The sequence below is a fragment of the Polymorphospora sp. A560 genome (genome assembly GCF_045781765.1).
Lineage (GTDB): Bacteria > Actinomycetota > Actinomycetes > Mycobacteriales > Micromonosporaceae > Polymorphospora > Polymorphospora lycopeni.
This window is the reverse complement of record NZ_CP122282.1, coordinates 6,881,201-6,906,711: the sequence shown is the minus strand read 5'-3', so window position 1 is coordinate 6,906,711 and position 25,511 is coordinate 6,881,201. Positions and strand designations below refer to the sequence as shown.

The following is a 25,511-nucleotide window of genomic DNA, read 5'->3' as shown; positions in this document are numbered from 1 at the left end:
GGTGGCTCAGTGCCGGGCCATCGGGCCGGCCAGGGGGCTCAGTACCGGGCCAGCGCCAGCCAGTCCTGGCTGGTCACGTCGGTCCCCGGCTGGATGAGCAGGCGTTCGAGGGTGCCGGGGTTGGCGGCGGTCAGATCCCAGATGGCACCGCTCGGCAGCCGGGTACGGGCCAGCCGGGTGCCGGCCGAATAGACCTCGCCGGGCCGGACCAGCCAGCGCAGCAGCCGGGTCGAGCCGCCGGGGATGCCGAACGACAGCGGTGCGATCCGTTCCGGTGACGACCACGCCGGCAGTGTCCGCGGCCCGCTGCGGGCCAGCCAGCGGGCGGCACCGAGCACGGTCGCCAGTTCGGGGTCGTCGGCGGTGCGGATCGGGCGGCCGAAGGCACGCCGTACCGTCTCGGTGACCGCCGGCATCCGCGACCCGCCACCGACCAGCAACACCGCGTCGACCTGGTGGGCCGCGACGTTCAAATGGTCGAGCATGGCCGCGCAGCACTGCGTCGTACGGCTCAGCAGCGGCGCCGCCAGGGTGGCCAGCTCGGTGCGCGACAGCCGGTAGGCGGGCACGTCCGGCAGCAGGTAGTCCTCGACCGTGGCGGTGTCGCTGAGCCGGTGCTTGATCCGCTGCGCGAAGTCGGTCACCGCCATGCCCAGCCGCAGCGTCGCGGGCGCCGACGGGCTGGCCGCCGCGGCCCGCAACAGTGGAGCGAGCCACTGCTGCCCGTCGCTGTGGATCTGGGCGGCCAGCAGGGCGTCGATGTCGCGGCCCCCGTCGTCGATGGCCGCGTGCCCGAGCACCTCGTGCCGGCGTTCGTCGATCCGCACCAGCGCGGTGTCGAAGGTGCCGCCGCCGAGGTCGTAGACGAGTACCAGGTCGCCGTTGCCCAGCGGTGGCCCGGCGACCGGGGCGAAGGCGGCCGCGACCGGCTCGGGCAGCAGTTCGACGGTTTCGAAGCCGGCCGCCTCACCGGCGGCGACCATCTGCGCCCGGCGGGTGTCGGCCGGGGCGGCGGCCGTGGGATCGAGCGGGGTCGGCGCATAGGTGGCCGGTACGGTGATCACCGCCCGCTCGATCCGCCCGCCGTGCAGCCGTTCGGCCTCCGTACGCAGGGCCACGAGCACGGCCGCCACCTGCTCGATCGGCCGGAACCGCCGGTGCCCGAGCACGGTGGGGGTGTCGGCCGCCAGGCCGCGCTTGAACTCCGTGGCGTAGGCCGTCGGATCGGACCGTTTGCGCTGCTCGGCGGGGCTGCCGACGAGCATCTGCGCGCCGTCCCAGTAGACGGCCGAGGGCCAGCTGCGCAGGCCGGTCACCGGCTCGGGCACCAGGGACACCGAGTCGCCGCGGACCACCACGGCCGACGACGAGGTGGTGCCGATGTCGATGATCAGCACCGGCTTGTCAGACGTCGTAGACATCGACCAGGCTCCGTTCCTCGGACTCCCAGTTGACCAGTAGATAGCGGCTGTCGGCGCTGAACCCGACCCGGCCCTGGTGGCCGGCGCTGCCGCGCAGGCGGAACAGTTCGTGGTCGGTGGTCGTGTCGTGTACGGCGACGACCGGATCGCCGTTCGGCGCGGGGCTGGCGTCGGCCCTCAGCTGACCGTCGGGGCTGGTGGTCGTCGTGCCGAAACCGTCCCGGCCGCTGAGCTCGGCGAAGCCCGGATGCTGCCGGCGCCAGTGCTCGTCGCTCAGCCGTTCGAGCCGGCTGCCGGTGCGCAGGTCCCACAGCGTCGTCGCGGCGCGGCGGCGCAGCCCGACCCCACGGCTGCCGCCCTCGGTGGCCAGCCGCCACGCGGTCTCGTCGACCAGGACCTTGAACGGCCCGCCGGGATCGCGGAACCGGGTGTTGAGCTTGCCGGTCTCCACCTCCCACACCGAGAACCACCCGTCGGCGTCCCAGCCCACGAGGCAGAACCGCCCGTCCGGGTCGACGAACACCCGGCCCCTGGTGGTCGCGTCCACGCCGGCCTCGGGGCGGAAGTCGCCGAGCACCGCCCCGTCGAGCAGCGAACGCAGCCGTACCGACGGGGCCCGGGTGCACTCCACCAGCAACTGCCGGTCGGCGTGCAGTTGCCAGAGACCTCGCGACTCCAGGTGCAGGCGGCGGTTGGGCGCGTCGAGCGGCATGCCCCCGCGGTCGCGGGCGGCACCGGCGACCATGACCAAGCCGACGGGTCCGCCCGCGGCGGACCGGTGCGAGACCAGGGTGCCGGACCGGGCCACGGTGAGGTCGAATACCCGCTCGTCGGCGGTGCGGACCCGGGCGACCGGCTCGCCGGCCGCGAACGGCGCGCCCTCGGCGACCAGCCAGCGCTGCAGCCGTCCCACGCCGCCGGGGATGTCCCAGGTGAGTGGTTCGACCTGCCAGCGGGGTCGCTCGGCGGGAACGACCCGGGCGGCCGCGCCGGCCGCGTAGCGGGCCGCGCCGCGCAGCACCGCCAGTTCGGGCTCGCCGGAGCGGCGTAACGGGTGGGCGGTGGCGCCGTCGCGGAACCCCAGCCCGTCGAGCATCCCGGGTACGACCATTTGCAGCCGGGCGCCACCACCGGCGAGTACGACGGCGGCGACGTCGGCCAGGGTGAGCCCGCGCTCGCTGACGAGCGCGTGGCAGCTCTCCACCAGCCAGTGCAGCGCCGGGGTGGCGATCGCGGTGAGCCGGTCGCGGGTGAGCCGGTGCGGCGGGCTGAGCGCGGTCAGGTGGTCGACGACCTCCTCGCCGCCGCCGCTGAGCTGGTGCTTGAGCTGCCGGATGAAATCGATCATCTCGTAGTAGGCCCGCAGGCCGGGGTCGCCGGGCGCGGCGAGCAGCGGTTCGAGCCAGTCCCGGGCCCGCTCCCGCAGATCGTTGATCAGTTGGGCGTCGATGTGGTGGCCGGCGGCGTTGCCGCGCTGCGACAGCAGGGTGGTGTGGCTCCCGTAGACCTGGACCAGGCCGACCGTCCAGTTCGTACCGAGATCGCAGACCAGCACCAGCGCGCCGGCCGGAAGGTTGTCGCTGACGTCGGGGTCGAGTGCGGCGGCGACCGCGTCGGGCAGCAGTTCGACGTCGGTGAAACCGGCTGCCTCGCCGATCCCGATCATCAGGTCGCGGCGGGGGTCGCCCGGCTCGTAGTCGGCCGGGACGGCGAGCGAGAGGCGGGACGGCGGGCTACCCAGCAGCCGCGCCGCCTCGGCGCGCAGGACACTCACGAACAGGGTCAGCGCGTCGACCCCCCTGATCTCCCGGTCCTCCAACCGCATCGAGGCCTGGGCGTCGAGCGCCCGGCGCGGCCCCTCGATGTAGCGGCGGGGCAGGGTGCGCTTGCACAACTCGGCGGCGGTGCCGACGACCGGCCCGGCGTCGTCGAGGCAGATGGCGGACGGCCAGCTCGACCCGCCCCCGGGTTCCTTGACGAGGGTGACCTGATTGCCGTCGACGAGCGCGGCCCGGGTGCCTGACGTGCCGAGGTCGACCACCAGGATCGGTTCGCTCACCGTAATCCCCCACACGTCGTCGGTCATCACTATCCGAAGTAGTGCGGGCATAGTGTCCGCGAGGGGTACACGTTCCGTCCAGCCTTGATACGGCACTGTGTCCGCACCCCAGACGGAGTGCGGTTACGTGAAATGAGGCCGTAACCGAGCAGAACCGGCCATCCGGTCGAGGTGCTCCGCCGAATGCCGTACGCGCGGTCGAACGCGAGTGACGGAAGGCTGCCAGGCATGACGCTCCGTGACGGTTCAGCATCCCGTCGGGCCGGGCGCCTGTCGGTCGTACCCGACGGTCCGGGGACCGGGACGGGCGACGGAGGTCAGCCGGCCGGGATCGCCCTGACCTGACCGGACCCGCAGGGAGGGCGGAAAGACTCTTACCTACCCAATCGGGCGCATATCACGGCTTGTCGATGTATGGGGGTCGCCAAGCTCGCCGTGACTGTCACCGGGGTGGGGCTAGCCACACCCCGGGGTGGCGCGCAGGGTCAATGCCGGCACGAACACCGGTCGGCCAGACTGGGCGGCATGACAGGCGAGCTGGTCCGGCGGCACACGGGGGCCGTCGTACGCGGGCTCGCCCTCGGCGGGCTCGCCGTCGCCGCGGCCGCCTCGTTCACGCTGCAGATGGCGCTCTTCGTGCCGGGGTTCATCCTCGGCATGGTCTTCCTGCTGCCCCGGCCGCTGGTCGTCGCCAGGTGGCTGCCCAACCTGGCCCGCCGGCTGGCCGGGCGCTGGTCCGGCGTCGAGATCTCCTCGCCGTACCGGCCGCGCCCGCAGCCGCCGCAGCCCGGTCCGGACGGGCTGTACGAGCGGGACCGGCAGCTCTACCGCAGCCCGTGGTTCCCGGCGTACATGGACCGGATCGACTGGGTGCTCGGCGACACCGCCACCTGGCGCGACCTGCGCTGGACGTTCCTCGAACCGGTCGTCGGCGGCCCTCTCGCCCTGCTGCCCGCCGCACTGGTCGCCGGCGGCGGGTGGCTCGGGTACGCCGGTGTCACCGGTCCGGCCGGGACCGGCTGGTGGGCGGTCCCGCTCGGCCTGCTCGCCGTGACAGCCGGCGTCACCGCCGCACCGGCGCTGCTGTCGGCGCACGCCCGCTGGACCCGGCTGCTGCTGCGCCCGGTGGAGCCGACCCTCACCCCGGCCAAGCGCTGGATTCTCCTGCGGCTGCTGGTGCTGGTCCGGATGCTCGCCCTGCTCGGCCTGACCCTGCTCGTCGTACCGGTCGCCGTGCTGAGTGCGCTGGCCGTCGTGCTCACCTTCGGGTTCGGCCTCATCGTCGCCTTCCCGCCGGCCGTCGAGCACTCCCGTCCGCTGACCAACCTCCGCCGCCGGATGGCCCGCTGGTCCGGCGTGGAGGTGCCCGAGCCGTACCGGCCCCGGCCGCCCCTGCAGCGTCGCCCCGACGGGCTGTACCAGGTCGGCAAGTCCCTGTACGAGACGCCCCGGATGGCGGCCTACGCGCAGCGGATGGACTGGCTGGTCAGAGACCCGGCAAGCTGGCGGGACATCATCTGGCAACTGCTGGACCCGCTGGTCGGGGGAGCACTGCTGGCGGTGCCGCTCGGTGCGATCGGCTACGGCATCTGGGGACTGGCGCTGCCCCGGTTCACGGTTCTCATCGGCCTGCGGGGCGACGACCTCGGACCCTGGCACGGCAACGTCGCCGGGAACGGCGCGATCGCCGTACCGGTCGGGCTGGCGCTGGCCGTCGCCGGCCTGGTCGTCGCACCGTCGCTGCTGCGCCTGCACGGCCGCTGGACGGCGCTGCTGCTCGGACCGACCGTACGGGCCAAGCTCGCCCTGCGGGTGCAGCGGCTCACCGAGACCCGGGCCGACGCCACCGAGGTGCAGGCCGCCGAGCTGCGCCGCATCGAGCGTGACCTGCACGACGGCGCGCAGGCCCGGCTGGTCGCCCTCGGCCTCACCCTCGGCGCCGCCGAACAACTCGTCGAACGCGACCCGGCCGTCGCCCGCGAGCTGATCGCCGAAGCCCGCGACAACGCCGCCCGGGCCCTGACCGAACTGCGCGACCTCGTACGCGGCATCCACCCGCCGGTGCTCGCCGAACGTGGCCTCGGCGACGCCGTACGGGCGCTGGCCCTGGACTGTCCGCTACCCGTCGAGGCGACCGTGGACCTGCCGGGCCGCGCGGAGGCCCCGGTGGAGTCGGCGGCCTACTTCGCGGTCAGCGAGCTGATCACCAACGCGGTGCGGCACGCCGGGGCGGGCCGGATCGCCGTCGACATCGGCCACCGCGACGACGCCCTGCGGATCGTCGTCACCGACGACGGCCACGGCGGCGCCGACCCGACCCGCGGCACCGGGCTACGCGGCATCGAACGGCGGCTCGGTACATTCGACGGCGTCGTGACCGTCGACAGCCCGCCGGGCGGTCCGACGACCGTCGTATTGGAGCTGCCGTGCGTGTTGTCCTCGCCGAGGACCTCTACCTGCTGAGAGAGGGGTTGTCGCGGCTGCTCACCGCGCACGGGTTCGAGATCGTCGCGGCCGTCGAAACCGGCCCGGAACTGCACCGGGCGCTGATCGGGCTGCGACCCGACGTCGCGGTCGTCGACGTACGGCTGCCGCCGACCCAGACCGACGAGGGGCTACAGGCCGCGCTGGCCGCCCGCCGGGAGATCCCGGGCCTGCCGGTGCTGGTGCTGTCGCAGCACGTCGAGCAGTTGTACGCCCGCGAGTTGCTCGCCGACGGGTCGGGCGGGGTCGGCTACCTGCTCAAGGACCGGGTCTTCAACGCCGACCAGTTCGTCGACGCCGTACGGCGGGTCGCGGCCGGCGGCACCGCGATGGATCCCGACGTCATCGCCCGGCTGCTCACCGGCACCGGCCGGGCCGGACCGCTCGCCCGGCTGACCCCACGTGAGCGCGAGGTGCTGGAGCTGATGGCGGAGGGGCGCTCGAACAGCGCCATCGCCCAGCGGCTGTTCCTGAGCGAGAGTGCGGTCGGCAAACACACCGCGAGCATCTTCGGCAAACTCGACCTGGCGCAGTCGGACGACGACAACCGGCGGGTGCTGGCCGTGCTGGCGTACCTCAACGGCTGACGGCCCGGTCCCGGCCGTGGCCGGCCAGGGTCAGCGGAGCGGGCCGAGCGCGCCGGTGACCTCGGCGGCGGAGCCGAACCGGTCGACCGGCAGCGAGCGCAGTGCCTGCATCGTCTTGGTGTCCGCGCCGCTCTCCTGCGCCCGCCTGATCAGATCCTCCTTCGACACCGGATAGTCCAGGCCGCTGAGCTGTTCCTCCCACGGAAGCTGCTGACTGGTCATGACCACCCCCGTACCCGCAAACCCCCGCCCACACTCCCGCCCCGCCCCCTTCGCGTTGATCAAGGAGAAAGCGTGCCCGTCTTGTACGGGATTGCCGCTCAACTTCTCCTTGATCAACGCGGCGGGCGGGCGAGCGGCGGGCGGGGCGGCGGCGGGGCGGCGAGCGGTGGGGTGGCGGGGCGGGGTGGGGGTGGGGGTTTGGTGGTGGTAGGGGTGGGTAGGAGTTGGTATGTCCTTGTATGACGCTAACCTCGGCGAGAACGACGCCGGCTGGGGTGGGACGTTGGGGCGGATCGCCCACCGGCTGGCCGGCCCGGACGACTTCGACCCCCTCCTCGCCCGGATCGGCGACGCCCGGATCGTGCAACTCGGCGAGGCGAGCCACGGCACGTACGACTACTACCGGCTGCGCGAGCAGCTCACCCGTCGGCTCGTCACCGAGTACGGGTTCTCGTTCGTCGCCGTCGAGGGAGACTGGCCGGACTGCGACCGGGTGCACCGCTCGGTCACCGGCGTACCCGGCGCCGACCCCGACCCGCAGGTCGCGTTGCAGCGGTTCGAGCGGTGGCCGACCTGGATGTGGGCCAACGCGGAGGTGGCCCGCTTCTGCCGGTGGCTGCGGGCGTGGAACCTCGACCGGTCGCCGGAGCAGCGGGTCGGGTTCCACGGTCTCGACGTCTACAGCCTCTGGGAGTCGATCCACGCGATCCTCGACCATCTGGGGCAGGACGACCCGCCGGCCCGCCGCGCGGCGGAGGAGGCGTACCGCTGCTTCGAGCCGTTCGGTGGCGATCCGCAGGTCTACGCGATGGTCGACGACGAGTGCCAGGGCGAGGTCGTCCGGATGCTCACGCAACTGCGGACGCGCGCCGCCCGGGACGGCGCCGACCGCTTCTCGGCCTGGCAGAACGGCGAGGTGGTCGCCGGGGCCGAGCGCTACTACCGGGCGATGGTCCGGGGCGGCCCGGATTCGTGGAACGTCCGCGACACCCACATGGCCGACACCCTCGACCGGCTGCTGACCTTCTACGGCACCGGTGCGAAGGCCGTGGTGTGGGCGCACAACACCCATGTCGGGGACGCCCGGGCGACCAGCATGACCCGGTCCGGGCTGGTCAACATCGGCGAGCTGGCCCGGGAGCGGTACGGCCCCGACGACGTGGTCCTGGTCGGCTTCGGAAGCTATCGGGGCGAGGTGATCGCCGGCAGTGAGTGGGGTGCGCCGGCACAGGTGATGGAGTTGCCGCCGGCCCGCCCGGGTTCGCTGGAGGACCGGCTGCACACGGTGCTTCCGGAACGCGCCCTGCTGGTCTTCCCGCGCGAGGATCGGCCGGCCTGGCTTGCCGCGGAGTTCGAGCACCGGGCGGTCGGCGTCGTCTACGACCCGGAGGTCGAACGCTGGGGCAACTACGTGCCGACCCGGCTCGGCGACCGCTACGACGCCTTCGTCTGGTGCGACCAGAGCACGCCGTTGCACCCGCTGTCGGCCCGGATGGTGCCCGGCGAACTGGAGACCTATCCGGCCGGCGTCTGACCGGCGCCGGGCGGGTTCCAGGTGAACCTCGGTGCGCGGCGCTCGTGGAACGCCGCGACCCCCTCGGCCAGGTCACCGGCGGTCCGCATCTCCCGCTCCCAGTACGCCGCCCGCCCGACACCCGGGTCGGCGCCGCCGTGCCGGGCCGCGGACGCCAGGGCGACGTACTCCTTCGCGGCGGACTGGGTGAGCAGGGACCGTTCGGCCAGCGTCGCGGCGAGGGCGCGTACCCGGTCGGCCAGCCCGTCGGCGGGCACCACCTCGTCGACCAGCCCGATCCGGGCCGCGTGCGCGGTGTCGACGAGTTCGGCGGAGTAGAGCAGGTATTTCGCCGCGGCCGGCCCGACCAGTTCGACCAGCCGGCGGGTGGTGGGCAGCGGGTAGACCACGCCCAGCCGGGCCGGTGGTATCCCGAACCGGGTGCCGTCGGCGGCGATCCGTAGGTCGCAGGCGACGGCGAGCTGGCAGCCGCCGCCGACGCAGTGGCCACGGATCTCGGCGATCGTCGGTTTCGGGAACGCCGCCAGCGCCGTTTCGGCGACCACCGCGGCGATCTGGCCGTCCCCGCCGTCGCCGCCGACGCCGAGCAGTTCGTCGAGCGAGCCGATGTCCGCGCCGGCACAGAACGTGTCGCCGGCCCCGGTCAGCACGAGCACCCGTACCCGGGGGTCGGCGGCGAGCCGGTCGAGCAGCACCGGCAGCTCCCGCCACATCCGTACGGTCATCGCGTTGCGCTTGGCCGGGTTGTCGATCCGGATCGTCGCGGTGCCGCCGGCCACGTCGAGCCCGAGCCCCGGACGGCCCGCCGCCCGGTCCCCGCCCAGCGTCCTGTCGTCGGCCATCGACCACTCCTCCCACGCGTGCACCGACCCTACCGGCCGGTAACGCGAGCTGGCGCCACACCCGCCCCGGTACGGCGCGGGTCAGGCGCTCACCGGCTGCACGTGGCGGCGGCAGGCGTCGGCGTACGCGGCCGGGGTCATCCCCACCGCCGCGCTGAAGTCGCGGATGAAGTGCGACTGGTCGAAGTAGCCCAGGTCGGCGGCGACCTCGCTCCAGTTGGCCGGCCCGTCCTCCGCCAGCCGGGCGGCCGCCTCGTGCAGCCGGTAGCGCCGGAGTATCCACTTCGGACTGACTCCGACGTGGCGCTGGAAGAGCCGCTGCAACGACCGGGACGACAGCCCGAACCGGGTCGCCACCTCGTCGACCCGGACCACCGACCGGTCGTGCAACAGGGTGCGTACGATCCGCCCGACCCGCTCGACCTCGGGATCCGGGGCGGGCCGGCGGGCCCGCAGGTGGCGCTCGGCGATCGTCGCCAGCGTGTCGAGATCCGGGCCGGCGGCCGCCAGTTCGTGGGCCAGCCGGGCGGCGTCGGCCGCGCCCCAGAGCTCGGCGAGCGGTCTGGTCTGGCCGGTGAGCCGGGCGACCGGGCCGGCCAGGAACGGTGCGAACCCGCCCGGTCGGAACTTCACCCCGAAGACGTGGCCGCGCCCCCGGTAGCGATAGGTGAACACCGTGTCGCCGACCCCGGCCACGGCGACCGGTCCACCGGTGGCGAACAGGTTGACGCACGGGTGGGGGAGCAGGCTGACCGAGCCCTCCCGGTCCTCGGGCAGGTCCCAGCGGACCAGCCAGTGCCGCTCGACGAGGCCCGCGAGGTCGGCCGAGGCGGGCGCCCGGTCGAGGTCGAAGTCCCGGGCGCGCACGCCGAGCAGGCCGTGGCGGCTCGCGGTCGGCGCCGGTAGGTGTCGCGTTTTTCCAAGCGGTGGCCGGTCCACCAGAGCAGCATGCACCATATGACCGACAACAAAACCCCTGCTCGTGGGCCGGCACCGGCCGGCACGCAACGCCTGATGCCGTACGTCACCGTCAACGACTCGGCCCGGGCCGTCGACTTCTACCGCGACGTGCTCGGCGGGGAGGTGCTGACCAGGATCGACGGACCGGACGGCGAGATCATCCACGCGGAGGTGCGGCTCGGCGACTCGGTCTTCCAGTTGGGTGCCCCGATGCCCGACCTCGGCCTGGTCGGACCGCCGGAGCAGGGCAACGCTTTCACGTTGACGTACTGGGTCGAGGACCCGGACACCGTCTTCGCCCGCGCGGTGTCCGCCGGGGCGACCCCGCTGTCGGCGGTCGGCGACGCGTTCTCCGGCGACCGGATGGGAGTGTTCCGCTGCCCCTTCGGGCTGCGGTGGTGTGTGGCCCGGCACGACCGCGACATACCGGTCGAGGAGATCCGGGCCGCCGCGCTGGCCTGGACCGCCGAGGGCGACGACTGAGCGCACGGACGTGGTGCCGCCGGACGGCCGGCGGCACCACGGCTGTCAACGGGCCGGTGCCGCGTCGTCGAGTGCCGCCGCCTCCTGCGGCGTCGGGGCGCTGCCACCCAGATGCGCCGGCTGCCACCAGCCGTCCTCGGGCCCGGACGGCAGGTCCGGATAGTCACGCTGGGCGCGGTCGACCAGCGTGGAGAGCGCGGTGTGCAGTTCGGCGGTGACCGCCTCCTGATCACGCTGCGTGGGCACCGGCTCGCCGATCAGGATCGTGATCGGCACGTGGCGGGTGAAGGTACGGGGCCGGCCCTTCGTCCACAGCCGCTGGGTGCCCCAGATCGCCATCGGGATCAGCGGGACCTTGGCACTGTGCGCCATCCGCGCGGCCCCGGTCTTCAGCTCCTTGACGGTGAACGACCGGCTGATCGTGGCCTCCGGGAAGACGCCGACCACCTCGCCGTCCTTCAACTTGGCCAGCGCCTCACGGTAGGAGGCGATCCCCGCGTTGCGGTCGACCGGGATGTGCCGCATGCCACGCATCAGCGGCCCGGATATCCGGTGGTCGAACACGGACTTCTTGGCCATGAACCGCACCAGCCGGCGGGCCGGTTGGGCGCCGAGACCGCAGAAGATGAAGTCCAGGTAGCTGACGTGGTTGCTCGCGATCACCGCCCCGCCCTGCCGGGGGATGTGCTGCTCGCCCTCTACCCTGATCCGCAGGTCCAACACCCGGAACATCGCCTTTGCGGTGGCGATGACGGGCGGGTACACCAACTCCGCCATGGGATGAACCTAGCCGGCTTCGCTGGGAGGCGCCCGGCAGCCCGCCCGGCGGGCGCCGGACCTACGCCCGGTCAGCGCCGGTGGATGTCGAGCTGGTCCTGCATCTGGCGGGCGAAGCCCTCGGCGGTGGCGAGCTGGTCCCGTAGCGCCTGCACGCGTGCCATCGCCGCCCGGTGGAACATCGCCAGCCGTTCGAGCAGGGCGGTCCGCTCGTCGCCCGGGTCGGTGCCGGACAGCGCGTCGAGCAGGTCGAGCAGGTCGCGCATCTCCTCCAGGGTGAACCCGAGGGGCTTCATCCGCTTGACCACGGCGAGGCGGTCGAGGTCCGGCTGGGTGTAGAGGCGGAACCCGCCGTCGCTGCGGGCCGACGGGACGATCAGCCCGGCCTCCTCGTAGTGGCGGATGGTGCGGATGCTCAACCCGACCCGCTCGGCGGCCTCGCCGATCTGCATGAGCTGGCTGGTTCCCTCACTCCGCTCGGTCACGCGCCCCCCTCACTTCGTTCGGTGTTCGCATGACGGTGACTGAGCTGGCTGGTTCCCTCACTCCGCTCGCTCATGTCACCTAGTGTCCATCAGTGTCCGACCTTCGGTTGACCGCCCAGATTGGCGTGCGTCCGGGCGCTCGACCCGGTCAGTCCGGTGATCTCGACGGTGGTGCCGTGGGCCGCGTACCGGGTGGACGATCGCGATGGCGGCGGCCATCGTGAACGACGCGAAGAGCCCGAGCAGACCCTACTCTCCGGTTAGAGGAGAGTTCCCCGATCCGTGCCGTGCTGATCGTCACCGCCCGCCTGTCGGGACCGGCGCATCTGTCTTCTTACGAGAGAGTAGAGTTCCCGACCTTAGGATGGTCGTCATCCAGGGCGGCGCACGGATTGTTGGGGGCCAGCGATCGACCTCTTCGAGATCCTGCTGGTGGCCGTACGCCGCTGGTACGTCTCCGTGCCGGCGGTCCTCGTCGCGATCCTGACCGCGGTGGCGGTCGGATTCGTCATGCAGCCCGAATACAAGGCGTCCGCCACCGTCCTGCTGATCCCGCCGACCGTGAACCCCAACGACCGCCGGCCGACCCCGGCGAGCGCCACCCCCGTGGAAGGCAACCCGTGGCTCAGCCTCGGCGAGGTCGGCATGGCGCAGGCGGTCCAGGTTTCCGTCACCGCCCCGCAGGCCCGCCAGCGGGTGGAGGCCGCCGGTGGCGTCCCGGACTACGAGGTCGGGCACACCGTCCGCAGCGGCCTGCTCACCATCGACGTCGCGGCACCGACGCCCGAGCAGGTGGCGGTGACCGTCGACACGGTCACCGCGCTCATCGCCGAGGAGGTGGTCGAGCGGCAGCGTGACTACGATCCCGGCCCGGGCGAGGCGATCGGCACCCAGTTGCTCGACAGCGGCGCCGGCGTCGTCACCTCCCGCTTCCACATCCTGCGGACCCAGTTGATCGTCGGTGCCGTGGGGATGGTGCTCGCCACCGTGTTCGTGGTCTCCTTCCACGCGATCGCCCGCCGCCCGTCCCGGAGCCGCCGGGAGCAACTCGCGTCGGCCAGCCGGTCCGGCACGGGCAGCGTCGGAGTGGCCAGCGTGGGGGCGTCCCGGATCGACCCGGCGAGCCCCGAAGCCGCCCGGGTCGACCGGGACGTCCGCCCGGCGCGGCCCGGAAACGGCCGCGCCACCGGCGCCGCCTCCGTCGGCCGGGCCGGCAGCGTCGGAGTGGCGAAGGTCGTCGGACCGGCACCACCCTCGGCATCCGCGCCGCCACCCGCGCCGGCCACCTGGCCGCCCGCGCCGCCCGGCGGGCGCGGCTGAGGCCGTTACGCGATCCGGCCCGGCGCCGGGCGGCGGGCGAAGCGGGTCAGCCGTCCAGCCGGCGGACCATGTTCATGATGGTCTCCAACTGGGCTCCGCCCTTGATCGCGTAGTTGGTCGCGCCGAGGTATCCCCACCAGTCCCAGCAGCCGTTCGGGTTGACCGCCGACGGGACCGCCTGCGGGTACAGCACGACCAGGCGGTTGGTGTCGGCGTACTGGTTGAGGTTGGCCCGGTCGACGAAGGCCGTGCCCACCTCGGCGTGCCCCTGCTTGCAACCGTGCAGCGCGACCAGCAGCCGGCAGGACTGGCCGGCGGCGCACGACGCCGGCACGTACGCGAACCCGGTCGAGCCCATGCTCAGCCCGGGCGCGTAGCCGTTCACCGCGAAGCTGCTCTGGTTGAAGCTGATGAGCTGCCCGCCGAGCGCGCCGGTGTTGCGCGGGCTGACCGAGCCCAGCAGTTTGCGCAGGAAGGCGTTCTGCGGGTCGGTGCCGCAGTCGTTCAGGTACGGCTGTGCGGTGGCCGAACAGCCGACCGTCCCGTACGGCGTCACCCATCCGTGCCCGGCCGGCGAGCCGGTGTCGTACTGCACGCTGGCGCCGAAGTGCTGGTAGAAGTTGACCAGCGCGTCGTTGACCGGCTTCTTCACCACCGTGTCGCCGGTGCCGCGGAAGGCGTAGACGGGCCGGCCGGACAGGTTCGTGACCGGATCGATCCACCCGTACGCGGCCCACAGCGGTGGATACGTCTTCAGCGCCGCCAGGTTGGTCGGCCACAGGTCGTCCATGCAGCCGTACGTGGCCTGGGCGGCGTTGAACTGGGCGCAGTAGTAGGGGCCGGCGGCGAAGATCGCCGCACCCCTGATCCGGGCCGAGTAGGCCAGGTGCAGTTGGGTGGCCATGTAGCCGCCGGCCGAGACCCCGGCGACGTAGACCGCCGACACGTTGTAGGTGTTCAGCGAGCCGGGCACCGGCGGTCTGGTCGGTGGGTCGGCGGCCTGGGCGGCGGTCGCGGGTACGACGGTGAGCAGGGCCGCCGTGGCGGCCGCGGTGATGGCGCGGACGAGGAACTTCATAGGTCCTCCTGTTCCGGGCCGGGCCGGTGGGCGCGGCATGCGCCGAGGTTAGGGGCGGCGGGAGCCGGCCGTACATCGATGTGGGTGACATGTTTCGGCCGCCTGGAGTGTGGTGCACCCCACAGGTGGAGTTCGATCTAGCTCCAGGTGGTCGAGCCGTTCCCCACGCTGTGGCTCCGACTGTGGATCCCGAACCGGAACGGCACGCTCGTGCAGCGCGGCTACACCTTCGCCGGCATCGACAGGTCGGACGCCACCCTCACCCTCGACTTCGTGCTCCACGACGTCTCCGGACCGGCCGGCGTCTACGCCCGGGCGGCCGGCGAGAAGAACCTGGTGAAGGCGCTGCGTCCGGTCTTCGCCGAGCGGCTCGGGCTCGACCGGCGGCAACGCTTCACGCAGTTCTACTGGATCCGGGGCCGGGCCACCGGCTGAGCCCGGATCGACACCGGCTCGTGCGAACCCGCCACCGAGCCGAGCGTCGTCCGGAGGATCGCGCCGGCCAGGCTCATGTCGCCCTGCTCGCGGTGAACCCGGCGAGCGGCAGGATCACCTCGACCAGGCCACCGGATTCGTCGTTGGCGGGCGATGACGCCGCGGTCTGAAGCATGATCTGAAGCTGTGAACCGGTCGGACCCGCCACCATGAGGTCCACCGCCCGGGGCGAATGGGCGGACCACACCGGCGTGGGTGCGGAAAACCCCAGGTTCGGCTTGACGGCACTGCCGTGACCTGTATATTCAACTCATTGGTTAATCAACCAATTGGTTGAGAGGAGAGATGACGGCAGATCCGGTGAGCACCGTGTTCGCCGCGCTCGCCGACCCGACCCGCCGGGCGATCCTGGCCCGGCTGGCCGAGGGCGACGCGACGGTCAACGAGTTGGCGGAGCCGTTTCCGGTCAGCCTCCAGGCCGTCTCCAAGCACCTGAACGTGCTGGAGCGGGCCGGGCTGATCGTGCGGACCCGAGAGGCACAGTGGCGGCGCTGCCGACTCGACCCCACCCCGCTCCGCTCCGTCGCCGAGTGGATCGACCAGTACCGCCGGCACTGGGAAGGGCGGTACGACGTGTTGGACGACTACCTGCGTGAACTGAAGGAGAAACCGCGATGACCAACGACCTGAGCGTCGAGCACCCGTCCGACCTCGAGATCACCCTCAGCCGGGCCGTCGACGCCCCGCGTGACCTGGTGTTCGCCGCACACACCCAGGCAGAGCACCTGAAGCACTGGTGGGGCCGGGGCAATCCGCTCGACGTCGAGATCGACTTCCGGGTCGGCGGCAGGTACCGCTACGTCGAGCACACCCCGGACGGCGAGAGCCACGCGTTCCGTGGCGAGTTCCGGGAGATCGTTCCGAACGAGCGGATCGTGCAGACCTTCGAATACGAGCCGATGGCCGGCCACATCCTGGAGGAGACGGTGGTGTTCGAGGAGCGGGGCGGCCAGACCGTGGTGACGAGCACGTCGCGCTTCGCCAACAAGGAGGACCGGGACGGCATGGTCGCCTCCGGTATGGAGGACGGCGCCGCCGAGTCGTACGCCGTCCTCGACAGCTACCTCAAGACCCTCGCCTGACCGGCGGGCGTGGTGCCGGCCCCGTGCCGGCACCACGCCGCGTCCACCGAAAGCCGGGAACCGCAATTGCGGACATCAAGGTTCGGCGCCTGACCAGCCCGATCGATGCGAGGTGGTCGGCATCGGTTCACGCCGATGTCGACAGTCGATCGCCTGCGCGCCGCCCGGCCTCACCATGCTGGCCGCCGACCGGCGGGACCCGCCCGCCGCGGAGGGAGACCAGCGTGCGCAAGACACGCCGCATCACCACGGCGGTGCTGGTGGCGGCCACGGTGCTGGCCGGCACCCCGGCCCTCGCCGCCCCCGCCAAGGGCAAGACGTTCGACCTGCAGGCCCACCGGGGCGGGCTCGGCCTGCGGGTGGAGAGCAGCCTCGCCTCGTTCGGCAACGCGCTCCGCCTCGGGGTGAGCACGCTCGAACTCGACGTGCAGATCACCGAGGACGGCCAGGCCGTGGTCACCCACGACCGCCGGGTCGCGGCCAACAAGTGCGTCGACACCGCCCCGGTCACCCCGGGCGACCCCGAGTTCCCCTACGTCGGCAAGTACGTCAACACGCTGACCCTGGCGCAGGTCCGGACCCTCGACTGCGGCACGCGGACCCTGCCCGAGCATCCCGGCCAGCTCGCCGTGCCGGGCTCCACGATGCCGTTGCTGCGCGACGTGTTCGCGCTGGTCAAGCGGTACGGCGCCGACGACGTCACGCTCAACGTCGAGACCAAGGTCGAGGCCGGCGCGCCGCACGAGACCGCACCCCGCGAGCAGTTCGTCCAGGTCACCGCCGCCGAGATCCGGGCGGCCGGGCTGCTCAAGCAGGTCACCATCCAGAGCTTCGACTGGGGCGCGCTGATGCGGATGCGCCAGGTCGAGCCCCGGCTGCCGCTGGTCGCGCTGACCAACCACGACTTCCTGCAGACCGGCCAGCCGGGCCGGTCGCCGTGGCTGGGCGGCCTCGACATCGACGACTTCGGCGGCGACCCGATCAAGGCGATCAAGAGCTTCGGGGTGAAGACCTTCTCGCCGGTGCACGGGTTCCCGCAGAACGGCTCGGTCGCCGACCCCGGCTACCGGCCGTACGTGACGAAGGAGATGGTCGACCACGCCCACCGCAACGGCATCAAGGTGGTGCCGTGGACGGTCAACGACGTACCGACGATGGCCAAGCTGATCGACGACGGGGTGGACGGGATCATCACCGACTACCCGGACCGGCTGCGCGGGCTGATCGCCGGTCGCGGCTACCGGCTGCCGAAGGCGTACACGGCACCGTTCGACATCCAGGCGCACCGGGGCGGCAAGGCGACCCGGCCGGAGAACACCCTGCCGGCGTTCGCGAACGCACTGTCCGACAAGGACATCTCCACTCTGGAACTGGACACCGGCGTGACCTCCGACGGCCACCTGGTGGTGTCGCACGACCGCACCGTCAACGGCTCGCACTGCGTCGACACCGCACCGGTCCGCGCCCGCGACCCGAAGTTCCCGTACGTCGGCAAGCCGGTCCGGGAACTGACGCTGAAGCAGATCAAGACGATCGACTGCGGCTCGAAGACGACCGAGCCGACCCAGGTGCCGGTGCCCGGCGCCCGCATCCCCACCCTCGACGAGGTCTTCTCGCTGGTGAAGGGGAGCGACCGGCCCGACGTACGGCTGAACATCGAAACCAAGATCAGCCCGCTGGTGGCGGACACGGCCCCGTACCGCAACCTCACGGCGAAGCTGGTCCGGGCCGTCGAGAAGGCGGGCTTCGTCGACCGGGTCACCATCCAGTCCTTCGACTGGCGGACCATCCGGCACGCCAAGAAGCTCAACCCGCGGATCGAGACGGTCGCCCTGGTCTGGCAGTACGGCCCCACCGAGTGCGCCGGCCTCGCCGACGAGTGCTCGCTCCGAACGGTGTACGGCGACCCGTCGGTGCGGAGCCCCTGGACCGGTGGCCTGGACTGGTGGCGTCACCGTGACCTGGGCAAGCTGGTCCGCGCCGCCGGGGCCGGCACGGTCTCGGCGAACTGGCAGGTGCACGACCCGGGGCAGGGCACGGTCGCCTCGGCCGACTGGTACCTGCGGGAGAACCCGGCCTACTACCACGGGCCGGACGTGCCGGTGCTCCAGCGGCGCGACGGGCTGAAGGTGGTGCCGTACACGGTGAACGACCCGGTGATCATGCAGCGGGTGATCGATCTCGGGGTCGACGGGATCATCACCGACGACCCGGAAACGCTGATCCGGGTCGCCATCCGCAACGGCCTGCGCTGATCGGCGCGGGTGGCCCGGCCCGCCCGGGCCGCCCGGGCCGGGCCACCCGGCGGGCGGTTCAGGGGTGGCGGGCCGGCTCGCCGGGGAAGCCGGCACCGTCGCGGGGGCCGGCCAGCCGGGCGCCGATCCGGCGGCTGGCGGCCAGCGCCGCCCACGCGCAGAGCGCGACCAGGTCGGCGTCGGTGGCACCGGTTCGCCGGAACGCGTCGACGGCCGGCTGGTCCACCCGGTAGGCGGCGAACGCGACCAGCATCGCCAGCCGGCCGGCGGGGCGGTCGGCCTCCGCCAGCCCGGCCACCGGTCCGGCCAGCCAGGACGGGTCGAGCGGCCGGGCGGTGCCGTCCCAGGCGTCGAGTTCACGCCGCACGAGTTCGCGTACGGGGGCGGGAACCGACCGGGTGGCGGCGGCCTCGACGGCGGCGACGGCGGCGCCGAACGCCGCGGCGACGTTCGGGTTCGGCGCGGTCCACCACAGGTCGGCGGGTGGCTCGGCGGCCGGCAGCAGGCCGAGCGAGTGGCCGGCGGGGTGCGGTCGACGGGCCTGCCCGACGATCAGCCGGCCGAGCACCTTCATGACCGGCCCCAACGCCTGGCGCGGCACCCCGGGCGGCAGCGGAATGGAGTACAGCAGCACGTTGACGACCCGGTTCAGGTAGTGCATCAGCACCGCGCTGCCCACGATCTCCGGCGTGTGTGCGGGCGGGAAGGGCAACTCCCGCCCGGGGGACGGCGTCGTCACCCAGTCCGCGATGGCGTCGAGGCGTGGGTCGGGCCGGCCGGCCCGCGCGCCGGGCAGCATCGCCTGCCGGCCCAGGCTCTGCGACATCTCGTCGTGCACGGTGATGCAGTACGGGCAGGTGTTGGCCCGCGACACCGCGGCCGCGATGGTCTCCTTGGTCAGCCGGTCGACGGCGCCTTCGACGATCACGGTCTCGCGCAGCAGCAGCCAGCAGGCGGCGAGCACCTCGGGTGCCGGGGCGTGCAGCGCGACCGGCGGCGCCAGCACCCCGAAGTCGCGCTCCAGTTGCCGGTAGACCTCGGCGACCAGGCCGCGCGCCGCGCCTCGGCGGACCGGGGCCACGTGCCGGACCTGGGTGAGCCCCAGCATGCCGAGCACCGGAACCAGGAGCTTCTTCGACATCGCACTCTCCTTCCGCCGGGGGCACATCGGTCGGTGGCGCGGTCACCGCCAGCCGGCGAGGCCCGCCGCGAGCGCCGTGGCGAAGCCGGCCGGGTTTTCATCCATCATGGAGTGACCGGCGTCGGGCACCTCGTACGCCGGGATGCCGTGCGCCGCGAAGGCGCCGACGTCGACACCGGAGCGGGCGCCCACCACCACCGCCCGACCCATCGGCAGCCGGTAGAGCTGGTCCCGGAAACCGGGGTCGCGGGGTTGCCGCAGCGAGCGGCCGCTGCGGTGCATGGCGTGCGGTGCGGCGGCCCGGACCGCGGCGGCGAAGTTGCCGGCCCCGGTGTGCCCGTCGGCCGCGGCCTTCGCCAGCATCTCGACCAGTTCCCGGTGGCCGCGCTCGACGAACTCCGCCTCGTCGAGGTCGGCCAGGTAGGGGCTGAGCATGCCGCGCCCCCGGTCCAGCGCCGGTTCGGCGAGCAGCAGGTATCCGACGAGGTCGGGCCGGGCGGTGGCCAGGGTGATCGCGACGGCGCCACCCATGCTGCTGCCGACCACCGCGCAGCCGGTCAGGCCGAGGTGGTCGAGCAGGGCGGCGACGGTCGCGGCGTGGGCCTCGATCGTGTAGGAGAAGTCGGCCGGCCGGTCGCTGAACCCGACACCGAACGGGTCGACCAGGATCCACCGCCGGTCGCGGATCGCCGGATGCGCCGCGGTCTCCGGGAAGTCGGCCGACGCCGAGCAGGCCAGCCCCGGAATGTAGACGCCGGCGGGCCCGGTGCCGGGCAGGTCGTGGTAGCGAAGGGCACCGCCCGCGTCGGCGAGGTGCAGCGACTGCATCTGGCTCACCCCCCTGGTCGGTCCTCTTTATAACGAAAAACCGTTGTCCGGGACCGGAATCTTTCGCCGTACGGACAGCGCCCGCCGGGCCGACGGGGGTGCCGGCGGGCGAGGGGCTTTCGCCGCACCGACAGATGTGCACCGAGGGCCGTACGGCGTCGTTAGCGTCAATCCATGACTAGTGATGCGGTCCGTCCGGGGCACTGGGGCGGCGAAGTGGACAGTGACAGTGCCGGTTCAACCGCGACCGTGACCGCGCGGCGAGGCCCCGCCGACGCGACCACCCAGGACAACTGGGTCGCCTCGGCGTTGCTCGTGCTGCGGCTGGCCGTGGGCAGCACCTACCTTCTGCACGGCCTCCAGAACCTCTTCGGCGTGTGGACCGGATGGGACACCGCCAAGATGGCCGGATACCTGGAGCCGAAGGGATTCGGCGGCGCCTCGACGGTGTTCGCCTGGATCCTCGCCGTGACCGAGACGCTCGCCGGTCTCGCCCTGCTGCTCGGGGTGTTCACCGCGCTCGGCGCCTCGCTCGTGGTGATCATGATGGCCACCTCGGCGTCGCTCAAGCTCGGGGTCGGCTTCTTCATGCCGGGCGGGTTCGAGTGGGAACTGGCGGTGCTCGCCTGCGGGCTCGCCGTCCTGCTGGCCGGCGCCGGCAAGTGGTCCATCGACGCCTGGAAGATCCCGTCCCGTACGGTCTCCCGGGTCCGGACGATCGCACTCGGGATCACCATCGTCATGACGCTGGTCATGGTCGTGGTCACCTGGGGATCGCCGCCACCGCACGTGCAGTGAGTGTGTCGACGTCGGGGGTGCCACGGACGGACCGGTGGCACCCCCGGCGCGCTGCGCTACCCGCCGGTTCGTCCGCTATACGATGGTTGCGCCGGCCGGTCGCCGGTGACCGGCCATGCCGACGGCTGAGGGGGAGACACCGTGACCGAGACCATCGGGCAGCTCAACCGCGCAGTGTCCGGGGACTACCGTACGGCGCGGGCGGCGCTGCTCACCGCGGAGCGCGAGCTGCGCGACGCGACCGAGCGGGTGGCGGCCCTGCGCCGGGCACTGCCGCCCGGTCCGGTGGTCGCCGCCGACACCCCGCTCACCGCCCTCGACGGCACCGTGACCTCGCTGGGTGAACTGTTCGACGGGCACCCGACGCTGTTCACCTACAACCTGATGTTCGACCAGGACTGGCCCGAGCCGTGCCCGATGTGTGCGATGTGGATCGACGGGCTCGACCCGCTGGCGCCGCACCTGCGCGAGAACACCGGCGTCGCCGTGCTCGCCCCGGCCGCCCCGGACCGGCTCGCCGCCCTGGCCCACGCCCGGGGCTGGCACCGGGTGCCGGTCTACTCGACCCGCCCCGGCGACCTGAGCGACCAGCTCGGCCTGCGCCTGCCCGGCGGCGACATGGTGCCGGCGGCCACCGTCTACCGCCGCGACGGCGCCGACCTGCGGGTGCACTGGCACGGGACGGCCGACCTGACCGACCCCGCCGACCCGGAGGCGACGCCCTACCACGCCGGCGACGGCGGCGACTCCCGCGGCCTCGACCCGATCTGCGCGACCTGGCCGGTGCTCGACCTGCTGCCGCAGGGGCGCGGCGACTGGTACGCCAGCCACCCCGAGCCGACCGGCGGCGGATGCCACGCCTGAGCGAACCTTCGGCCGGCTGACAGGTCTGTCGGTCCCCGGCCACCGCTGCGGCACAGTGGAGTGACGGGCACCCCGGCCGGCGGTGTACGACCCTGGCGGCCCGCTGCGGGATGGGTGATCTGGTTGATCTCCGACTGTGCGATCGAGGTCGAGGGGCTGCACAAGCGATTCCGGCGTACGCACGCGTTGCGCGGGCTGGATCTGCGGGTGGCGGCCGGAACGGTCTGCGCGCTCCTCGGCCGCAACGGCGCCGGCAAGACCACCGCCGTACGGGTGATGACCACGCTGACCAGGCCGGACGCCGGCCAGGTCCGGGTGGCCGGCTACGACGTGGTGCGCGAGGCCGAGACCGTACGTCGCAACATCGGCCTCGCCGGGCAGTACGCGGCGGTGGACGACGACCTGACCGGCCGGGAGAACCTGTGGGTCTTCGGGCGGCTGCACCACCTCGACGACCGGACCGCGAAGGCGCGGGCCGCCGAGCTGCTCGCGCGCTTCGACCTCGCTGGCGAGGCCGACCGGCCGGTGAAGGGTTACTCGGGCGGCATGCGCCGCCGCCTCGACCTGATGGCCAGCCTGATCACCGCGCCGCCGGTGCTCTTCCTCGACGAGCCGACCACCGGGCTCGACCCCGGCAGCCGGCGGCAGATGTGGCGGCACATCGCCGACCTGGTCGCGGCCGGCACGTCGGTGCTGTTGACCACGCAGTACCTCGACGAGGCCGACAGTCTCGCCGACCAGATCGTGGTGGTCGACCAGGGCCGGGAACTCGCCGCGGGCACCCCGGCGGAGCTGAAGTCGGCCATCGGCATCCGGGTCGACGTGGTGCTCCGGGAAACCACCGAACTGGCCGCCGCCGCCGGCATCCTGGCCGGCTTCGCCAGCGCCGAGCCGGAGATTGACCATGATCAGCGTACGGTGCGGGTCGCCGTGCCGACCGGTGCGATCACCCTGCCGGTGGTCGTACGCCAGCTCGACGCCGCCGGGCTGGTGGTGGAGGACGTGGCGCTGCGTCAGCCGAGCCTGGACGCGGTCTTCTTCCGGTTGACCGAGCGGGCCGCCGGGGCCGGCGCGGACCGGGCGGGCGGCTGATCCGCCGACCGGCCGACCCACGCCGCCGCTGGCGCGCGGTACGTCAGCGGTCCGGCCGGCGGGGCCGACGGTCCTGGCGGGGGGTGCGGGTCGCCCGGCGCGGGGGAGCGGGGCGGTCGTCGTCGGCGGGGCGGGCCGGCCGCAGTGCCGGGGTCATCTCGACACCGAGGCTCTGGATGGCGCGGCGGTAGGCGACGATCGCCGCATCGGTCTCGCCGACCTGGGTCATCGCCTCGCCCAGCTGGGACCAGAGCCGGGACGTCTGTGCCGAGTCGGCCAGCTCCTCGAGCTCGTCGCGGGCGGTCCGGCAGGTGGTCCGGGCGCCGTCGGTGTCGGCGAGGATGGACTGGGCGGCGGCCAGCAGCAGCAGCGTGTCGATCCGTTCCGGGGTCGACCGGCCCGCCGTGCTGTCCAGCAGTTCGCGGGCACCGCTGACCGCCTCGTCGGGGCGGTCGAGCAGGATCAGTGCCGAGAGCAGGTCGTTGCGGCACCGGATGATCTCCAGCACGCTGCCGGTCGACCCGAGGTCGACCAGGGCCTGGGTGAGGATCTCGTGGGCCAGCTCCGGGTCGACCGGGGGCTGGCGCAGCAAGAGGCCGCCGTAGAGGGCCCGGAGCATCCCGATGATCCGCTGGTGGTCGTGGCCGAGGCTGGCGTCGATGGCCCGGCCGAGAAGCTCCATGGCCCGCCCCGGGTGTCCGGCCTCGGCGGCCGTGGCGCTGGCCCGGTGGTAGACCGCCATCAGGTCGTGCCGGTCGGTGATCTCCGGAACGATCTCCAGCGCCTCGGCGATGGGCTTGCGGGCGAGCCCGGGCTCACCGAGTTCACACTGGACACTGGCGATGATCGCGCGGATCTCGACCCCGACGTCGGAACGGTCGAGGCCGATCTGCTCGATGTGGTTGGCGGTGGACCGGGCCACCGCGAGCGCCTGCTCCGCCCGGCCGAGCTGGGCCAGGCACCGGGACAGCCCGAGGCCGGCCGACAGCCGGTTGCTGTAGCCGGTGTCGGTCTCCGCGGCCAGGCAGGTCTCGTAGTGCCGGGCCGCCTCGGTGGAGCGGCCGGCCGCCTCCTCGACCTGGGCGAGCCCGAGGGTCGCCTCGCCGAACACCGCCGGGACGGTGGGGTGGGCGTCGGCCAGCTCGGCGTACGCCGTCCGGGCCTGGTCCAGCTCTCCGGCGAGAAGTGACACCCTGGCCAGCTTGAGTTCGACGGTGGCGGTTCCCGGCGTGGGCTGGTCGGCTTGGGGTGGCATCCACAGATCCTCAGGGCGACAGGTCAGGCGCTCGGAGAGCTGGCGGACGACCCGCTCGGTGGGCGCGCGACGGTCGGACTCAAGAAAAGAGATATAGCTGGCGGATAGGTGTTCACCGGCGAGGTCGCGCTGACGTAGGCCGCGATCGAGGCGTAGCAGCCGCAGCCGGGTGCCGAATGACTGCGGCTGTGAGGACGCGTCGGGTGTCCGGGTCGAACCTGAATCCATCATGACTGCCAGCCTGTGAGATGCGTTAACAGCGGGTGGAGACGAGTAGTGGAGAGGACCGATGGTGCACCCATAGTAGTCGAACAATGGGTGGACAGAGGTGCCCCTTCAATACTCAATCACAGGCAAAGTCAACTTAGGATCACTGACTTGACAAGTTGATCACAGCAAGTCATCACTGCGGAACCGCATGGTAGCCGTTGGTCGCGGGCCGGGTGTGCTCAGTTGATCGGCCATCCGGCGGTGGGCGCGGCCTGACGGAACGCGAGCTGCGCGCTGAGTTCGGACCAGCGCGGCAGCGGCACCGGCGTGATCCGGCGGATCGAGTGACGGTGGTCGGCGCCCCGGTCCGGGCCGGTCACACCGGCCGCCGGCTGCCCGGCCAGCGCCGGGTCGAGGTCCGCCGTGGGGAGCAGTTGCTCGGCGGGACGCTCGTCGGTCGCGTCGGCCACGGCGCTCCACGGCTCGCCGGCCGCGCCGTCGAGCCGGGCGATGATCGTGTCCAGATCCACGATGCGACCGCTGCGCTGGAATCGGGTATAGAAGGCCAGACCCAGCCTGGCGGCCACCGTCTGGCGCGGGGCGCTGCCCACCGAGGTCTGCGACCAGGCGTGTTCGAGTAGTTCGATCGCATTGTCGAGACGCTTGTCGTCACCGGTGTGGCGGGCGTATTCCAGCATCGCCGAACCGAGGTCGCTGGCATGCGACCAGCACAGGTCGCGATGCCGATCGGTGGCATTGGTCTGGTTTCCGCGGGCCTTGGTGACGAGAAGGTCCTGGCAGCGGCGCAGCCACGGCAGGGGCCCCGGTTCGCTGGCGGGAGGGCTGTCGGTGGGCGGTCCGTCGACGCTATCGAGCGAGGTGGATCGACATCGTGAGTGCTCGTCCGGCTGCTGGCCTTCCATGCCCGCCCCCCACCGTAATGCAAAACTCGATCTTGGCCCAGGTGGAACATGGTCAAGGTTAATCGATGTCTCCGGAGGTTCGCTATGCCAAAGTAAAGAGACAGTGTGCCCGTTATGTCGGCAGAACATATGCAATAGCGTTCTTTTCACTACCGGAGATGGCGGGGTTGTTAACCTGCCCGCCTTCTTCTGCCACCGGAACCCGACCCGCCACCGTCGCCGGGCGTACGGCCCCGGGCCGGCGACACATCCCACGCCGTACGTCTTTCGCCCCGCTAACGGATGTCTGGCCGGCTGATCAGGCGTCCCATAACTT

Annotated in this window: 24 protein-coding genes and 1 pseudogene; 12 read left to right on the top strand and 13 right to left on the bottom strand. The window is 72.5% G+C overall.

All coding sequences use genetic code 11. The features are described 5' to 3' along the window. Nucleotides 1-38: 38 nt before the first annotated feature. A complete protein-coding gene (locus tag QCD66_RS31055; protein ID WP_364218308.1) occupies nt 39-1,421 on the bottom strand; it encodes an Hsp70 family protein in 1,383 nt (460 codons plus the stop codon). Next, nucleotides 1,405-3,480 (bottom strand): Hsp70 family protein, encoded by a 2,076-nt coding sequence (locus QCD66_RS31050; RefSeq protein WP_375736294.1) that lies wholly within the window; start codon nt 3,478-3,480, stop codon nt 1,405-1,407. The genes QCD66_RS31055 and QCD66_RS31050 overlap by 17 nt, the downstream gene beginning before the upstream one ends. Before the next feature lie 525 nt (nt 3,481-4,005). On the opposite strand from QCD66_RS31050, the gene QCD66_RS31045 reads away from it, so the two are divergent. Together QCD66_RS31045 and QCD66_RS31040 are read left to right on the top strand one after the other, a co-directional pair. Next, the gene (locus tag QCD66_RS31045; RefSeq protein WP_375736293.1) at nt 4,006-5,943 is read left to right on the top strand and encodes a sensor domain-containing protein; all 1,938 of its coding nucleotides are present in this window, start codon (nt 4,006-4,008) and stop codon (nt 5,941-5,943) included. Beyond that, complete coding sequence (locus QCD66_RS31040) at nt 5,907-6,551, top strand: response regulator transcription factor (RefSeq protein ID WP_364218314.1); 645 nt, start codon at nt 5,907-5,909, stop codon at nt 6,549-6,551. Before QCD66_RS31045 ends, QCD66_RS31040 begins: the two co-directional genes overlap by 37 nt. A gap of 30 nt (nt 6,552-6,581) precedes the next feature. Here QCD66_RS31040 and QCD66_RS31035 read toward each other — a convergent pair whose 3' ends face one another. After that, a complete protein-coding gene (locus tag QCD66_RS31035) occupies nt 6,582-6,773 on the bottom strand; it encodes a DUF2795 domain-containing protein (protein WP_364218316.1) in 192 nt (63 codons plus the stop codon). Between the two features lie 229 nt (nt 6,774-7,002). Between QCD66_RS31035 and QCD66_RS31030 the strand changes: the two genes are divergently transcribed. Next, nucleotides 7,003-8,307 carry an erythromycin esterase family protein gene (locus tag QCD66_RS31030; protein ID WP_364218318.1) on the top strand — a complete coding sequence of 435 codons (1,305 nt, stop codon included), beginning with the start codon at nt 7,003-7,005 and terminating at the stop codon, nt 8,305-8,307. On the opposite strand, the gene QCD66_RS31025 is transcribed toward QCD66_RS31030, so the two are convergent. Together QCD66_RS31025 and QCD66_RS31020 are read right to left on the bottom strand one after the other, a co-directional pair. Next, nucleotides 8,289-9,149 carry an enoyl-CoA hydratase/isomerase family protein gene (locus QCD66_RS31025; protein ID WP_375736292.1) on the bottom strand — a complete coding sequence of 287 codons (861 nt, stop codon included), beginning with the start codon at nt 9,147-9,149 and terminating at the stop codon, nt 8,289-8,291. The genes QCD66_RS31030 and QCD66_RS31025 overlap by 19 nt on opposite strands. 81 nt (nt 9,150-9,230) lie before the next feature. Then, a complete protein-coding gene (locus tag QCD66_RS31020; RefSeq protein ID WP_375736291.1) occupies nt 9,231-10,016 on the bottom strand; it encodes a helix-turn-helix domain-containing protein in 786 nt (261 codons plus the stop codon). Between the two features lie 90 nt (nt 10,017-10,106). Between QCD66_RS31020 and QCD66_RS31015 the strand changes: the two genes are divergently transcribed. Then, a complete protein-coding gene (locus QCD66_RS31015; protein ID WP_364218324.1) occupies nt 10,107-10,592 on the top strand; it encodes a VOC family protein in 486 nt (161 codons plus the stop codon). Between the two features lie 45 nt (nt 10,593-10,637). Here QCD66_RS31015 and QCD66_RS31010 read toward each other — a convergent pair whose 3' ends face one another. Both QCD66_RS31010 and QCD66_RS31005 read right to left on the bottom strand, forming a co-directional pair. Continuing rightward, nucleotides 10,638-11,369 (bottom strand): lysophospholipid acyltransferase family protein, encoded by a 732-nt coding sequence (locus tag QCD66_RS31010; RefSeq protein WP_357533098.1) that lies wholly within the window; start codon nt 11,367-11,369, stop codon nt 10,638-10,640. 71 nt (nt 11,370-11,440) lie between these two features. Continuing rightward, entirely contained in the window at nt 11,441-11,821 is a 381-nt protein-coding gene (locus QCD66_RS31005; RefSeq protein WP_364218429.1) for a MerR family transcriptional regulator, read from the bottom strand. A gap of 441 nt (nt 11,822-12,262) precedes the next feature. Between QCD66_RS31005 and QCD66_RS31000 the strand changes: the two genes are divergently transcribed. Beyond that, on the top strand, nt 12,263-13,174 hold the full coding sequence (locus QCD66_RS31000; protein ID WP_375736298.1) for a Wzz/FepE/Etk N-terminal domain-containing protein: 912 nt from the start codon (nt 12,263-12,265) through the stop codon (nt 13,172-13,174). Between the two features lie 46 nt (nt 13,175-13,220). Here QCD66_RS31000 and QCD66_RS30995 read toward each other — a convergent pair whose 3' ends face one another. Beyond that, nucleotides 13,221-14,252: a poly(3-hydroxybutyrate) depolymerase gene (locus QCD66_RS30995; protein ID WP_375736290.1), complete on the bottom strand. Its 1,032-nt coding sequence runs from the start codon at nt 14,250-14,252 to the stop codon at nt 13,221-13,223. Between the two features lie 147 nt (nt 14,253-14,399). On the opposite strand from QCD66_RS30995, the gene QCD66_RS30990 reads away from it, so the two are divergent. The 4 genes from QCD66_RS30990 (at nt 14,400) to QCD66_RS30975 (ending at nt 18,084) form a co-directional block, all read left to right on the top strand. After that, nucleotides 14,400-14,687: a siderophore-interacting protein gene (locus QCD66_RS30990; protein ID WP_375736289.1), complete on the top strand. Its 288-nt coding sequence runs from the start codon at nt 14,400-14,402 to the stop codon at nt 14,685-14,687. Nucleotides 14,688-15,032: 345 nt separating this feature from the next. Further along, complete coding sequence (locus QCD66_RS30985) at nt 15,033-15,365, top strand: metalloregulator ArsR/SmtB family transcription factor (RefSeq protein ID WP_364218330.1); 333 nt, start codon at nt 15,033-15,035, stop codon at nt 15,363-15,365. Continuing rightward, nucleotides 15,362-15,829, top strand: a complete 468-nt coding sequence (locus QCD66_RS30980; protein WP_364218332.1) for an SRPBCC family protein — start codon at nt 15,362-15,364, stop codon at nt 15,827-15,829. Before QCD66_RS30985 ends, QCD66_RS30980 begins: the two co-directional genes overlap by 4 nt. A 224-nt stretch (nt 15,830-16,053) precedes the next feature. Next, nucleotides 16,054-18,084, top strand: coding sequence for a glycerophosphodiester phosphodiesterase family protein (locus QCD66_RS30975; protein ID WP_375736288.1), 2,031 nt, complete (start codon nt 16,054-16,056; stop codon nt 18,082-18,084). Nucleotides 18,085-18,142: 58 nt separating this feature from the next. Here the strand turns inward: QCD66_RS30975 and QCD66_RS30970 are convergent, their stop codons facing one another. Both QCD66_RS30970 and QCD66_RS30965 read right to left on the bottom strand, forming a co-directional pair. Beyond that, the gene (locus QCD66_RS30970; protein WP_407566893.1) at nt 18,143-19,225 is read right to left on the bottom strand and encodes a carboxymuconolactone decarboxylase family protein; all 1,083 of its coding nucleotides are present in this window, start codon (nt 19,223-19,225) and stop codon (nt 18,143-18,145) included. Nucleotides 19,226-19,267: 42 nt separating this feature from the next. Then, complete coding sequence (locus QCD66_RS30965) at nt 19,268-20,053, bottom strand: alpha/beta hydrolase (protein ID WP_364218338.1); 786 nt, start codon at nt 20,051-20,053, stop codon at nt 19,268-19,270. 249 nt (nt 20,054-20,302) lie between these two features. Here QCD66_RS30965 and QCD66_RS30960 point away from each other — a divergent pair, with 249 nt between their 5' ends. The 3 genes from QCD66_RS30960 to QCD66_RS30950 all read left to right on the top strand — a co-directional run bounded on the left by QCD66_RS30960 (nt 20,303) and on the right by QCD66_RS30950 (nt 22,807). Continuing rightward, nucleotides 20,303-20,851 carry a DoxX family protein gene (locus QCD66_RS30960; protein WP_357533080.1) on the top strand — a complete coding sequence of 183 codons (549 nt, stop codon included), beginning with the start codon at nt 20,303-20,305 and terminating at the stop codon, nt 20,849-20,851. 141 nt (nt 20,852-20,992) lie between these two features. Next, nucleotides 20,993-21,715 (top strand): DUF899 family protein, encoded by a 723-nt coding sequence (locus QCD66_RS30955; RefSeq protein WP_364218341.1) that lies wholly within the window; start codon nt 20,993-20,995, stop codon nt 21,713-21,715. Nucleotides 21,716-21,838: 123 nt separating this feature from the next. Further along, on the top strand, nt 21,839-22,807 hold the full coding sequence (locus tag QCD66_RS30950; protein WP_375735229.1) for an ATP-binding cassette domain-containing protein: 969 nt from the start codon (nt 21,839-21,841) through the stop codon (nt 22,805-22,807). Nucleotides 22,808-22,850: 43 nt separating this feature from the next. On the opposite strand, the gene QCD66_RS30945 is transcribed toward QCD66_RS30950, so the two are convergent. The 3 genes and pseudogenes from QCD66_RS30945 to QCD66_RS30935 all read right to left on the bottom strand — a co-directional run bounded on the left by QCD66_RS30945 (nt 22,851) and on the right by QCD66_RS30935 (nt 25,195). Then, nucleotides 22,851-24,062, bottom strand: coding sequence for a tetratricopeptide repeat protein (locus tag QCD66_RS30945; RefSeq protein WP_375735241.1), 1,212 nt, complete (start codon nt 24,060-24,062; stop codon nt 22,851-22,853). A gap of 15 nt (nt 24,063-24,077) precedes the next feature. Beyond that, nucleotides 24,078-24,290 (bottom strand): annotated as a pseudogene (locus QCD66_RS30940) (helix-turn-helix domain-containing protein); the annotation flags it as partial. A gap of 221 nt (nt 24,291-24,511) precedes the next feature. Then, nucleotides 24,512-25,195 carry a hypothetical protein gene (locus tag QCD66_RS30935; RefSeq protein ID WP_364218344.1) on the bottom strand — a complete coding sequence of 228 codons (684 nt, stop codon included), beginning with the start codon at nt 25,193-25,195 and terminating at the stop codon, nt 24,512-24,514. Nucleotides 25,196-25,511 lie beyond the last annotated feature (316 nt).

Coding starts and splice junctions, on each gene's coding strand:
- QCD66_RS31055 (WP_364218308.1), bottom strand. CDS start 1,421: ATGTCTACGACGTCTGACAAGCCGGTGCTGATCATCGACATCGGCACC.
- QCD66_RS31010 (WP_357533098.1), bottom strand. CDS start 11,369: ATGGCGGAGTTGGTGTACCCGCCCGTCATCGCCACCGCAAAGGCGATG.
- QCD66_RS30935 (WP_364218344.1), bottom strand. CDS start 25,195: ATGGAAGGCCAGCAGCCGGACGAGCACTCACGATGTCGATCCACCTCG.
- QCD66_RS30995 (WP_375736290.1), bottom strand. CDS start 14,252: ATGAAGTTCCTCGTCCGCGCCATCACCGCGGCCGCCACGGCGGCCCTG.
- QCD66_RS31045 (WP_375736293.1), top strand. CDS start 4,006: ATGACAGGCGAGCTGGTCCGGCGGCACACGGGGGCCGTCGTACGCGGG.
- QCD66_RS30970 (WP_407566893.1), bottom strand. CDS start 19,225: ATGTCGAAGAAGCTCCTGGTTCCGGTGCTCGGCATGCTGGGGCTCACC.
- QCD66_RS30965 (WP_364218338.1), bottom strand. CDS start 20,053: ATGCAGTCGCTGCACCTCGCCGACGCGGGCGGTGCCCTTCGCTACCAC.
- QCD66_RS30980 (WP_364218332.1), top strand. CDS start 15,362: ATGACCAACGACCTGAGCGTCGAGCACCCGTCCGACCTCGAGATCACC.
- QCD66_RS30945 (WP_375735241.1), bottom strand. CDS start 24,062: ATGCCACCCCAAGCCGACCAGCCCACGCCGGGAACCGCCACCGTCGAA.
- QCD66_RS31025 (WP_375736292.1), bottom strand. CDS start 9,149: ATGGCCGACGACAGGACGCTGGGCGGGGACCGGGCGGCGGGCCGTCCG.
- QCD66_RS31035 (WP_364218316.1), bottom strand. CDS start 6,773: ATGACCAGTCAGCAGCTTCCGTGGGAGGAACAGCTCAGCGGCCTGGAC.
- QCD66_RS30985 (WP_364218330.1), top strand. CDS start 15,033: ATGACGGCAGATCCGGTGAGCACCGTGTTCGCCGCGCTCGCCGACCCG.
- QCD66_RS31030 (WP_364218318.1), top strand. CDS start 7,003: ATGTCCTTGTATGACGCTAACCTCGGCGAGAACGACGCCGGCTGGGGT.
- QCD66_RS31015 (WP_364218324.1), top strand. CDS start 10,107: ATGACCGACAACAAAACCCCTGCTCGTGGGCCGGCACCGGCCGGCACG.
- QCD66_RS31005 (WP_364218429.1), bottom strand. CDS start 11,821: ATGCAGATCGGCGAGGCCGCCGAGCGGGTCGGGTTGAGCATCCGCACC.